Here is a 12,758-nt window from a genome sequence, read left to right on the forward strand (position 1 = left end):
CATGCCTTCGAGGAGGCCGTGAAGCAGGCGCTCCGGGACCCTCGGATCGACCGCCGTGTCGGAAACGACCGCCGTGAACGGCTGGTCCCGCCTGCCGCAATGGCAGACGACGGGGCGTTCGAGCAGTGGCTGGCCCGGGAGGTGGGCGGTGACCCGGTGGTGCCGTCCCCCGCCGCGCACGTCGTCGTCACGTCGAGGCCCGTGGCATCCGGACGGCTCCGCGTGACCGCGACGCTGCAGAACCTCGCCACCGATCCCGTCGTGACCGTCCAGGGCCGGGGCAGCAACGCCGGCCGTACCCGTCGCGACGAGGCCAGGGACAACTCCCTGTTCCGTGCCGGACTGGAGGTCGAGGGCGACCGTCTCCTGCCCATCGTGATGGACCTCGGTGCCGACGCCTACCGCTACTCCGGAGAGCTGGGTGCGTACGCGAACAACTGCGGCGTCGAGCCACGGTGGCACGAGGGTCGGCTCGTGGCTGTACGCAGCGTGCCGGTTCCACAGCATGACACCCACCGCGCCGTGGCCCGGACCGACGAACGCTGGGCTTACGCGACGCTCGCCGTCGACCCTCTTCCGGTGCTCGACGACCTCGCCGACGAGATGGAGGCGTACCTGGAGACGCCCGCCTGGAGTACTGCGGATCTCCAGGACAGGCCTGAACTTGCTCACCGCAAGGAAGCCGACCGAAAGGCCGCATCACTGGAGGTCGCCCGCTTTCGTGACGGCATTGCGTGGCTGCGGCGGGACAGGCGCCTCCTGACAGCCTTCCAGCTCGCCAACGAGTCCATGGTGGAGCTCAACAAGAAGCGGAAGCGGCCGAGCCGGGGGTGGCGACTGTTCCAGCTGGTGGCCATTGTCAGCCAGCTCGGTGCACTCGCCTGGCGGGAACACCCGAAGGACCTCTTCACCCCAGGGCTCTGGGGTGAAGAGGACAACGTGGATCCGACCGAGGCGGCAACCGTCGTCTGGTACCCCACCGGAGGCGGCAAGACCGAGGCGTACCTCGGCCTGGTGCTGGTGTGCATGTTCTACGACCGTGCCCGGGGGAAGAGGGTTGGGGTCTCGGCTTGGTGCCGCTTCCCTCTCCGGCTGCTGACTCTGCAGCAGACACAACGGCAGCTCGACGTCGTCGCAGCCGCGGAGACCGTCCGCGGCAAGAGCGCCGACCTACTCAGGGAGGTCGGCGGTGACCCCGGGTGGCCCTTCTTCATCGGCTTCTACGCCGGTGGCGGCAACACCCCCAACTCGCTGACCGCGGACCGGATGCTCGACCGACTTCGCTCAAGCGAGGAGGAACGGCACGCGTACCGGCTTGTTCACGACTGCCCTTACTGTGGTGAACGGTCGGTCCGTATACCGGCCCCTGACCCGCAGCGGCTCAGACTGGAACACGTCTGCGGTAACGAACAGTGCGGGAAAGTCCTGCCGATCGTCGTCGTGGACACCGAGATCTACCGCTACCTGCCGACCGTCGTGGTCGGCACCCTGGACAAGCTTGCCAACATCGGGCTGTCGGACAAGTTCGGTGCCCTCTTCGGCGATGTGGACTGCTGGTGCCCTCCGCACGGCTTCGGCCGAGGCGGAAAGTGCCACGAACGTCACGCGCCAGGCCACCCGAAGACCCCTCTCAAGCCCCTGGGGGAACCTCTCTACGACTCCTCCCCTTCTCTGGAGATCATCGACGAGCTTCACATGGTCAACGAGGAACTCGGAGCCTTCTCCGGGCACTATGAGGGTCTCCTGGCGGAGGTACAGCGGACCCTGTCGTCCAAGCAGCGGCCCGACGGCCGGGGTGTCCGGATGAAGGTGGTCGCCACCACCGCAACCATCCGTGGTGAGGACCGTCAGAGCGAACACCTCTTCGGCCTGCGGTCGGTGGTGGTGCCCCTCCCCGGGCCCAACCTCGACGAGAGCTTCTACTGGCGGCTCGACCGGAGCCTTCCGCTTCGCCGCTTCGTTGGAGTCATGCCAACGCGCGGAACGGCGGAGATGACGCTGGTCAGGATCCTGACGTCCGCCCACCGGGCTCTATGGAAGCTTGATCGACGACAGGACCTTCCTCCAGCTCTCACAAGCTGGACGGAGGACGAGCTCCACGATGTTGTCGACCTCTACCGTACGAGCCTCACCTACGCCACCACGCTCGTCGACTTCGGCCGTATCCGCCGTTCACTGGACACCCAGGTCAACGAGGCCCTGCGCCGGGAGGGCTTTCCCGACCTCAAAGTGGCGGAACTCAAGGGCGAAACACGTCTGGACGAGGTACGCGGCGTCTTGGACGACCTGGGCAGCACCAACGGCAGCACGGGCATGGTCGTCGCAACGAGCATGGTCAGCCACGGGGTCGACGTGGACCGGTTGAACCTCATGCTGTTCAACGGCATGCCCAGGTCCATGGCGGAGTACATCCAGGCGTCGTCAAGGGTCGGCCGCGCCTACCACGGCCTCGTGTTCATGCTTTTCAACCCGGTGAGGGAGAGGGACCGGTCGCACTACCGCTACCACGGCAAGTTCCACGAGTACCTGGACCGTATGGTCGAGCCGGTGGCCATCAACCGCTGGAGCAGGTTCGCAGTGCGCAAGACCCTCCCCGGGATACTGATGGGACATCTTCTCCAGATCGCGAACCGCGACTGGTGGCGGGCGGGCAACGCTCCGAGCCACCTGCATGACCTCTCGAAGATGCAGGCCGCCCTGCGTGATCCGTCCAGCGGAGGTCTCGACGGGGTCCAGCTCACCGAACTGCTGGAGGCACTTCACGCCGTCTTCCAGTCGAAGCGCCCGGAGGGGCAGGAACTCCACAGCGATCTGGAGGACATGGTGGAGCACGCCCTGGCCAGCCTCCGCTCCGCCGGCGCCTCTGCCGGTCTCGCAGGTGGCAACAACCGGGGGTACCGCGCGACGGGCGACTACCTGGGTCTCGAGCACCGGCCCATGACAAGTCTTCGCGACGTCTCCGAGGGCATCCCGTTCCACATCGTGTCCGACGGCAGGAGGTCGTGATGGCGTTCAACCCCAGGACCGACGACATGGCCCGTGACCGGGGTCAGGTCCTCTACCGGTACCGCCCTGGTCAGACGTTTGACCACCGCGGCGGCTACACGGCCCAGGTGGTTCAGTTCGGGCGTGACGAGGAGTTCGACGGCCCCTCGCTCGACCGCGAGCATCTGGTACAGGAGGCCATGCGGTTCGTGCGCAGGTGGCGAGCCGCAGGACGCGCCTTCTCCGCCGGGGCCGACCGGGCACCGGAGTTCCCCGGGGACGAGGACCGACTCGCCGACCGCCACTACGAGGTCGTGGTACCGGGCAAGGTCTTCTGCCGCATCTGGCCCCGGGTGGTGCGTTGCTCCAGCAGCGGGTGTGGACACGTCTGGACAGCCAGTGACCCGCGCCCCGGAACGGACGACTGGCCGCCGGCCTGCCCCGCCTGCGGTAACCCCGTCGGGAACCGGCAGCTCCAGTTCGTCTTCGCACACAAGTGCGGCGAGATGTCGCCCATGTACCCGCCGAGCAAGTGCCCCAGGGGGCACACGCGCTTCAGGCTCGACGACCGCGCCAGTAGGTTCCGTGACTTCCGGTGGGAGTGCATGACCTGCGGCTTCCCCCTGGGCGTGCAGTGGAGCTGCAGCAACTCCTCGTGCAGTTACCCGGACAAGTTCATGAACCCCCTGCTCCATACCGCGGGAACCGCGCATGTCGGCCAGGGTCTGACACTCGTGAACGTGACCACGACCGAAGAGGCCAGCCGGCAGAGCAACCCCCTGTACACGGCTGCCGTGCTCGGCTGGTGGCTCGGTGAGATCACCGAGGACGAGTTCCGCCGACTCACGGACGGCCACACAGTTGACGTCCCCGACGAGGTTATCGAGAGCATCCGTGTGATGGAGGAGGCCGGCCTGCACGACCAAGCGCGAGCGCTCCGGGCACGTTTCATGCCGGTCGAGATGGACCATCTGCGGGACCGGGTGGGCAAGGCGCTCGGACTCGACCCCGAGAGCGACGACGCACGCGGGCTCGCGGCCGAGCTGCACACCTATCGCCGGGTCCTGAACCTGGAACGTGTGGGCGTACCCCGTCTCCAGCGAGAAGCACGCAACGCCGAACGCCTGGCCCTGTACAAACGATATCCCGGCGTCCTCGCATCCGCCGGTCTCGGGCAGGAGACCTGTCTGGTCAGTGATCTCCCGATCACCTATCTTGCTATCGGCTACAGCCGGACAGGGTTCAGCCCCGAGGAGGCGGACCTCGTCCCGTACCGGGGGCGGGCCGCACGAGGAGCCCCCGAGAAGACCCTCGTCTACGCCCACCCCACCGAGGCGGAGGCGCTGCTCTTCCCCGTCGACCGGGAACGGGTGAGCCAGTGGCTCGTCCGTAACGAACTCGTCAGTCGCAGCACCCTTGACGAGGCCGGCGGCGTCGCAAAGTGGCTGGTACACCAGCTTGGGCCCAGCGACGGCAAGGCCCTCTCGCACGAGACCCGTCCAGAACCCGGGCACCCGGACCTACCTGTCCACGCACTGTTCGGGCTGCTTCACTCGCTGTCCCACCAGCTCCTGAGGGCCCTGGCGGTTGACAGCGGCTACAGCGAGACGAGTCTGTCGGAGTACCTCTTTCCGTATGACCTGGCCTTCGCCATCTACCCCAACGGGGGCAGCGACTTCAGCCTCGGTGCTATGCGGACGGTCCTCGAACAGAACCTGGACGCGGTCGTCAGTCGCGCTGTCGACAACGACGCCTGTCTGTACGACCCGAACTGCATGATCACGAACGAGGGGGCGGATCACGGCTGCCTCCAGCTGCCGGAAACAGCCTGCCAGTTCTGGAACCGGAACCTCTCTCGCTGGCACCTGTTCGGCTCCCCGGACGGCTCGAAAGTGGGGTACTGGGACCCCACCCTGTGAACGCCCGGTGGGGAGGGTCCGTCCTCGGCCCTCCCCACACCGGCCCAGCCTTGGTGACAGCCCTGACGAGACCCGACCTCCCCACTGAGGGATTGCACTACGACGTGGTGAAGAGATCGTTTTCCGCGGATCGGTGCCAAGCACACATGGATGCGCTCCAAATGTCCGCAGTCGGTTGGCACCCACGGTTCAGGTAGGACGGTTTCATAAGCCGAAGCCTCTTTCCGCAGCACGCGGAGAGGCGTATGGAACGTTCACGTGGCCTCGCTTCGGCAGGACACCCCACTCAACTACCCGTCCAGGGCCCGAACGGCATACATGGATAATCTCAACCAGTATCAGGAACCGGAAGCAGGCTGGAACTTCGGCGTGACGTACGACATAGCAGCTCCGGAGCCGGCGGGCATGGTCGCCTCGCTCAGTTCGCTCGGGTACTCCCTGCCTGCCGCCATCGCGGATCTCGTGGACAACAGCATCTCCGCGGGGGCGTCCACGATCGACGTCGAGTTCACCTGGGCCGGGCAGGACTCCTGGATCGCCGTTGCCGACGACGGTGCCGGGATGGCCGCCGACGAGCTCGTGACCGCCATGACCGTGGCCGCGCGAGGCCCTGCGAGGCCCCGAAGCGCTACGGACCTGGGGCGCTTCGGCGTCGGCCTCAAGTCGGCCTCGTTCTCACAGGCCCGGCAGCTCACCGTCGCCACCGCGGCCTCCGGCGAATGGCATGTGCGCACATGGGACCTCGACGTCGTCGAGAGGACGGGCGAGTGGCGGCTGCTACGCGGCGCGGACGAGACGACCACCGAGCTGCTCGAAAGAATCCGGGGTAAGTCGGGCCACGGCACCGTCGTGTTGTGGCGGCGCCTCAACGGCTACCACGTCGACGCGGTGACGGTGGAGGACGAGCGGACCCAGAAGCAGTTCTACGCGGAGGCCGCCCGCACGGAGTCCCATCTGGGCATGGTCTTCGGCAGGTTCCTCACCGGAAGCCGACGTCGCAACCTGCGTGTGTCGGGCAGCCCCGTCGAGCCCTGGGATCCGTTCCTGTCCCGCCACCCGTCCGTACAACCGCTTCCGGTCGAGCGTCTGCGGTTGGGGGCGGGTTCCGTACGGGTGGAGGCGTTCGTCCTCCCCAGTGCCCAGAGGCTCGCCCCGGACGAGTACGAGAAGGCCGGCGGCCCACGTGGGTGGCTCGACCAGCAGGGGTTCTACGTGTACCGCCGGGACCGTCTGATCCTGGCCGGTGACTGGCTCGGACAGCGCGGGTTGCGCCGTGAGGAGAAGTACAACCTGGCACGGATCGCCGTGGACATCCCCGCCGAGACGGATGTCGAATGGGGGGTCGACGTCCGGAAGTCCAGTGTCGTCCCGCCGGTCGCACTGCGTTCTCATCTACGGCGCATCGCCCTGCAAGCCAGGAGAAGGGCCGCGGACGTGCTTCGGCACCGCGGGCAGATCGCTGCGCGCACGCACGGGGATCCGCTCGTGTACGCGTGGAACGTCCGCCGTGTCGACGACCAGGTCACCTGCAGGATCAACCGAGGCCACCCTCTGGTGAAGGCAGCTCTGCGCTCTGGCGGTGCCGGCTCGGATGACGTGCGTGCCCTGATCCGTCTGCTTGAGGAGACGGTGCCGGTCACCGCCCTCCGCGTGATGCACGAGACGGACACCAGCGACGACCCCGAGCCCTTCGGGGGCCCCGGGCCCGCCGACGCCGAGGCAACGGAGGTCGCACAGCGCATCTACGAGGCACTGGTCTCGGACGGCCGCTCGCCTGCGGCCGCTCGCGAACGCCTCCGGACGATGCCCCCCTTCGACCAGATGCAGGGCTTCTGGAACGGGTGAGCCCGTTGTCAGTGCCTGCCCCTAGCCTGCCCCATGCCGTTCCCGCTCAGCCGGAGGTCTGCTGTGAGTTCCACCCCCGAGGACTCTCTCGAGTCCCTTGCCAAGGCCCGTCGCCTGGTTCTCGCACTACTGTCTCAGGACCGTCAGCCGACGCCGGACGAGGTGCAGAACGCGGTCACCGTCATCTTCGGGATGCTGGCCGGCCAGGGCGAGGTTCTCGACCGTGAGCAGCTGGCCAAGGAGATCGAGGTCCTGACGGCGGTCTTCCAGGAGGGCTCCTCCGGGCTGGAGAGCGACAGCGGGCACGAGCCCTGGCTGCCCGAAGCCAAGAACGACCGGGCCTGGGACTTCTGGGAACGCTACCGCCGTTACCTGGAGGACGTCCGGAACCTCCCGCCGCTCGTCGTGCGCCGGCTGGACCAGAGCACGGACGAGGTCCTGAGCCAGCTCGAGGACCCGCGCCGTGTCGGCTCGTGGCGCCGGACGGGCCTGGTGATCGGGCAGGTCCAGTCGGGCAAGACCGGCCAGTACATCGGGCTCGCCGCGAAGGCCGTGGACGCGGGGTACCAGTTCGTGGTGATCCTCGCCGGCATCCACAACGACCTTCGGAGCCAGACACAGCTGCGTGTCGACGAGGGGCTCCTGGGGTTCGACACCCAGCACCAGCAACGGTCCAACCAGAACGGGAAGTCCCGCCTCATGGGTGCCGGCAGGATGCCGGGCGCCAAGAAGCTCGACATCGCGTCCCCCACCAACAGCTCGGAGAGGGGCGACTTCGGACGGCAGGCGGCCAACGCCGTCAACTTCCCGCTCGGCCGTTTCCCGGTCGTTCTCGTCGTCAAGAAGCACTGGAAGATCCTCGAGTACCTGCGGACGTGGGTGACCGAGGTCCAGGGCACGGAGGACGAGAGCGGGAACAAGGTCGTACGCGACATCCCGCTGTTCGTCATCGACGACGAGGCGGACAACGCCTCCATCAACACCGAGCGCGATCCCGACGCGGATCCGACCAGGACCAACGGTGCGATCCGTGAGCTCATGAAGAGCTTCGAGAAGTCGGCGTACGTCGGGTACACCGCCACCCCGTTCGCCAACATCTACATCGATCCCGACGTCGACCACGCCGAACTCGGCGCCGACCTCTTTCCCGACAGCTTCATCCGCACCCTGCCCTCGCCGACCAACTACCTCGGTCCGGAGCGGGTGTTCGGTCTCCAGGTCGACAACGACGACGAGGAGGACGTGCCCCCGCTTCCGCTCGTACGCCCCGTGGACGACGCCGAGAGCTGGATCCCGAGCAAGCACAAGTCCTCCTTCGTCCCCTCCGACGACCTTCCGCGGTCGCTCCGGGAGACGATCGCCTCGTTCGTCCTCGCCAGCGCTGCACGGCGGGTGCGCGGACAGACGAAGGTGCACAACTCCATGCTGGTGCACGTCACCCGTTTCACGGCGGTCCAAGGGATCGTCCGCGACCAAGTGGACGACTACCTGCGGCTCCTCGTGGACTCGCTCCGCGACCGGTACGGACAGGCACCGCAGCGCATGGCCGAGTTCCGGGCCCTGTGGGAGCGGGACTTCGTCCCCACCACGGACCACTTCCCCGCGGACGAGGCCCGACGCGTCACGTGGGAGGACGTGTCGAGCCAGCTCATGCCCGCGCTACGGAAGATCGTGGTCAAGACGGTCAACGGCGCTTCCCGCGACGCACTCGACTACTACGAGCACCGCAGGACCGGTCTCTCGGTCATCGCGATCGGGGGCCAGAAGCTCTCCCGGGGCCTCACCCTGGAGGGGCTGACGGTCAGCTACTACCTGCGCACGTCCAGCACCTACGACACCCTGCTCCAGATGGGACGCTGGTTCGGATACCGGCCGGGGCACGAGGACCTCTGCCGCCTGTACACCACTCCCGATCTGCAGGCGAAGTACATCGAGGTGACTGCCGCAACCGACGAACTGCGTCGTGAAGTCGAGGAGATGGCGGCGTTGAACCTCAGTCCGAGGTACTTCGGCCTGAAGGTCCGCGCCTCCTCTCTGGGCCTCGCCGTCACGGCTGCCAACAAGATGCGCCAGGGTACGAAGGTCATGCTCAGCTACTCCGGGGAGGGGCCGGAGACGGTGATCTTCAACGTCTCCGACGGGGTCCCGGAACACAACCTCAAGATACTCGGGGACTTCGTCCGGAGACTCGACGGCCTGGCCACCGGCGACCAGACGACGGCGGGGGCCAACGTGACGTGGAAGCAGGTGCCCTCCGACGCCATCGTGGACTTCCTCACGCGTTACGAGACCGACCGCATGGCCCAGAGGGTTCGCCCCCGTTTCATCGCGAAGTACATCGAACAGTGCATGGCCGTAGGTGAGCTCCCGCAGTGGACGGTCGTCCTGGTCGGCAAGCAGGCAGCCAAGGACCCGCAGGACATCTCCGGTTACAGCCTGGGGCCCGTGGAGCGCACGGCGCTCAACGACGTCGACAGCGACGGTCGGTACACGATCCGCCGACTGCTCAGCCCTCCCGACGAGTACCGCTTCGACCTCGATCGCGACCAAGTGGACGCAGCCCTGGAAGCGACACAGAAGGCCGCAGCCATCAAGAAGCGGGAGAAGGTACCCCAGTCGCCTTCGGGAGACCACGTCCGCTGGCAGCGCCGACCCGACCAGGCACTGCTGCTCGTCTACCTGGTCGAGCGGCCGGCGACCGAGGATGGTCCGGCCCGGCCGCCCCTGGTCGGCTTCAAGGTGAGCTTCCCGCGCTCCGAGCACCAGTCCGACACCGAGTACGTGGTCAACGCCATCTGGCAGAAGGAGGGCCTTGATGCCCTCGACGACGAGGAGGACGGGGAGTGACCGTCACCGAAGCCGAGTGGCGTGATCTGGAGGCACCCCAGGGGGCCCCGGGCAGGTCCCGTATCCGCCTGCACCCAGACGCCCCGTTGGACGTCTTCCTCTCCGTCTCCCACCCGGCACAGCAGCGCATGCTTGTGCTCAGGGCCGACGCTCGCTCCGCCGACCACATCGTGCGCTCCGTGCGCCAGCTGCCTCGCGCTGCCGGGCTGGAGATGAACGTGAGCGCCGTGTCGCGTCTCGAGTACGAGCTCCAGGTGGTCCTCACCGCCGACGAGCTGCGAGAGGTGTTCAACCCGCTCGTCACGGACGTGGCTGACACGGTCCGAGAGGCCCCTGGTGCCGCAGCAGCCCTGACAGCAGCGGTGGAGAGGTTCGAGCGGTGGCAGGACCTCCTCCGCGCCGTCGGCAGAGACGGTCTCGGCCCTGAGGCCCGTCGTGGACTCGTCGGCGAGCTCCTGGTGCTGCGCGACCACATCCTGCCCGTCGTCGGGCCGGCCGAGGCCGTCGACGCGTGGACGGGACCGAGCGGGGCCAACCAGGACTTCCAGCTGCCAGGAGTCGCCGTCGAGGCGAAGGCCAGCACCGCCAAACGGCCCCGCAGCATCCGGATCGCCAGCGAGCGCCAGCTGGACGACACCGGGACGCCTGCGCTCCTGTTGGCGTTGGCGATGCTCGACGAACGGCGGGGTGGATCAGGAGAGAGCCTGAACCGCTTGGTGGACCGCATACGCGAGCAGCTCACGAGCCCTGCCGTCCGAGCCGCCTTCGACGGTCGTCTCGTGCAAGCCGGCTACCTCCCCGGCCAGCGAGACGTGTACGAGGAGCCCCGCTACACCGTTCGCGACCTGCGCTTCTGGCACGTGGGGGAGAATTTCCCGAGACTCGTCGAGGCAGATCTTCCCGAGGGGGTCGGTGAGTGCTCGTACCACGTGAACACCTCGGGACTTGACCACCACCGCGCCACGGCCGACGAGGTGACCGCACTGATCGGGGGACCCCATGCCTGAGCTCGACCTGTCCCAGTACGCCCACGACGTCGTCACGGACGTCCAGGCCACCGCCGACGCCGAGGGGACCACCACCCCGGAGACGTTCACACGGCGCGTGTTCGAGGACCTGGAACGGGCCGGCATCGTGTCCAACACGTTCACTGCCTACCACTCGGCCCACGGTCATCTCGTGCACGGGTACGGCATCGGGGACTCCGGCGAGTGCCTCGACCTCTTCGTGACCGACTTCGACCTGGACCCGCTGGAGTCCAAGCTCACGAAGGGGCAGGCAGAGACCGCGTTCAGGCGCCTGCTGACGTTCGTCCGCCGATGTCGGGACGGGCTGCGTCAGCACATCGACGAGTCCTTCGACGTGTACGACATGTGCGCGGCAGTGGAGAAGGCGCTCACCGAGGTACGGAGGATCCGGCTCTTCCTGCTCAGCAACCGCGTCGGCACGAGTACCGCCTTCCCGCCCACCGAGTTCGACGGCCTCCCCGTGACGCACGAGGTGTGGGACCTGTCACGGCTGCACCGCCACGAGACGTCCGGCAGCATCAGCGAGCCCATCGTGGTCTCGTTCGATCCACCGCTGCCCTGCGTCTCGGCACCCAGCAGCGAGCCGGACCACTCGGTGACCATGGCCGTGATCCCCGGCCAGAGACTGGCCGAACTGTACGGGGAGTACGGGACCAGACTTCTCGAGTTGAACGTCCGGTCCTTCCTGCAGGCCCGCGGATCGGTCAACCGGGGTATCAGGGAGACCCTGCTGCACTCACCGGGCAGGTTCCTGGCGTACAACAACGGCATCACGGCGACCGCGTCCCAGGTCGACTTCGTGTACGGTCCGGACGGCACCCCCACAGGTATCTCCCGGGTGCACGGGCTCCAAGTGGTGAACGGCGGTCAGACCACGGCCTCGTTGCACTACGCCTTGAGCAGGGACAAGGCCGACCTGTCTCACGTGACCGTCCAGATGAAGCTGACGGAGGTCTCTCCCGAGCGGCTCTCAGAGATCGTCCCGATGATCTCCGAGTACTCCAACACCCAGAACCGCGTGACGCTCGTCGACTTCAGCTCGAACCACACGTACCACGTGGCCGTCCAGCGGATCACTCGATCGCTGTGGGCGCCGGCGACGGACGGCAGCGGCCAGGAGACCCACTGGTTCTACGAGAGGGCGCGCGGCCAGTACACCGACGAGTTGGCCAAAGCCCGGACACCGGCGAAGCAGCGCACCTTCAAGAAGCTCAACCCGACCAATCGGAAGTTCACCAAGGCGGACCTCGCGAAGTACGTCAACTCCTGGAGCCTCCTCCCGTTCAGCGTCAGCCGCGGCGCGCAGAAGAACTTCGTCGCGTTCATGGACCGCATCAGCGAGGCGCCCCCTCGGGTCGACGTCCAGTACTGCCAGCGCGTGATAGCAATGGCGGTACTCTTCAAGGCTGTCGACCGCATCGCCGCGAACCACGAGGCGGGCAGCTACAAGAGCATGATCACGACCTACACCATGGCCCGTCTGGCGCTCGCCACGGAACAGCGCATCGATCTTGACAGGATCTGGCGTGAGCAGCGGATCTCACCAGCCCTCGAGGCCGCGATCGACGACCTGTGCCCCCGGGTCATGCGGGTCGTCACCAGGCCGCGTGAGGGCAACCACGTGGGCGAGTGGGCCAAGAAGCCCGCCTGCTGGGACGCCGTCTCCCGCGTGCCCTGGTCCCTGCCTCGCGACCTGGCGGCCGAGCTCCGTGATCAGCCGCTGGACGACGAGGCCCTCGCAGGCGGTGCGGAAGGCGATCGGGGGGCGAGCGACGAGGTGACGTCGGTCCCGGCAGACGAGTGGTACGCCATCGAGCGATGGGCGAAGGAGACGCACAACCTGGATCCCTCGCAGCGCCAGCTCACGCAGTACGTCGGTCGGCGACTCGAACTCGAACAGGAGATCCCCGAGCCACAGGCGGTACAGGCACTGCACGCGCGCAACGAGGCGCTTTCGCTCGGGTTCGTCCCTGGTCCGTAGGTCCGACTCGTCCCGGCCCTCAGAGCTCCCCGCGCTCGAGTAGGTCCCTCATGGCGTCCTCGGCGCGGCGGAGCACGATCCGCCCGTCTCCGTCACTTAGACCGTGTCCTATGTGGTGAGGCGGACGAGTCGCTTGCAGCAGCACAGGGCTGC

Annotated in this window: 6 protein-coding genes; all 6 read left to right on the top strand. The window is 67.3% G+C overall.

Translation table 11 applies throughout. The annotated features are described in order from the left end of the window. Positions 1-18 precede the first annotated feature (18 nt). The 6 genes from IE273_RS42550 to IE273_RS42575 all read left to right on the top strand — a co-directional run bounded on the left by IE273_RS42550 (position 19) and on the right by IE273_RS42575 (position 12,605). Positions 19-3,006: a helicase-related protein gene (locus tag IE273_RS42550; protein ID WP_189820470.1), complete on the top strand. Its 2,988-nt coding sequence runs from the start codon at positions 19-21 to the stop codon at positions 3,004-3,006. Continuing rightward, a complete protein-coding gene (locus tag IE273_RS42555) occupies positions 3,006-4,904 on the top strand; it encodes a DUF8724 domain-containing protein (protein ID WP_189820471.1) in 1,899 nt (632 codons plus the stop codon). The genes IE273_RS42550 and IE273_RS42555 overlap by 1 nt, the downstream gene beginning before the upstream one ends. 369 nt (positions 4,905-5,273) lie before the next feature. Beyond that, a complete protein-coding gene (locus tag IE273_RS42560) occupies positions 5,274-6,749 on the top strand; it encodes an ATP-binding protein (protein ID WP_189820472.1) in 1,476 nt (491 codons plus the stop codon). A 162-nt stretch (positions 6,750-6,911) separates the two neighbouring features. Further along, positions 6,912-9,596, top strand: coding sequence for a Z1 domain-containing protein (locus tag IE273_RS42565; protein ID WP_229888133.1), 2,685 nt, complete (start codon positions 6,912-6,914; stop codon positions 9,594-9,596). Then, positions 9,593-10,603, top strand: coding sequence for a PD-(D/E)XK motif protein (locus tag IE273_RS42570; RefSeq protein ID WP_189820474.1), 1,011 nt, complete (start codon positions 9,593-9,595; stop codon positions 10,601-10,603). The genes IE273_RS42565 and IE273_RS42570 overlap by 4 nt, the downstream gene beginning before the upstream one ends. Continuing rightward, positions 10,596-12,605, top strand: coding sequence for an AIPR family protein (locus IE273_RS42575; RefSeq protein WP_189820475.1), 2,010 nt, complete (start codon positions 10,596-10,598; stop codon positions 12,603-12,605). Before IE273_RS42570 ends, IE273_RS42575 begins: the two co-directional genes overlap by 8 nt. The last annotated feature ends 153 nt before the right edge of the window (positions 12,606-12,758 follow it).

Source organism: Streptomyces olivaceoviridis (assembly GCF_014650115.1).
Taxonomy (GTDB): domain Bacteria; phylum Actinomycetota; class Actinomycetes; order Streptomycetales; family Streptomycetaceae; genus Streptomyces; species Streptomyces olivaceoviridis.

Coding starts and splice junctions, on each gene's coding strand:
- IE273_RS42575 (WP_189820475.1), top strand. CDS start 10,596: ATGCCTGAGCTCGACCTGTCCCAGTACGCCCACGACGTCGTCACGGAC.
- IE273_RS42555 (WP_189820471.1), top strand. CDS start 3,006: ATGGCGTTCAACCCCAGGACCGACGACATGGCCCGTGACCGGGGTCAG.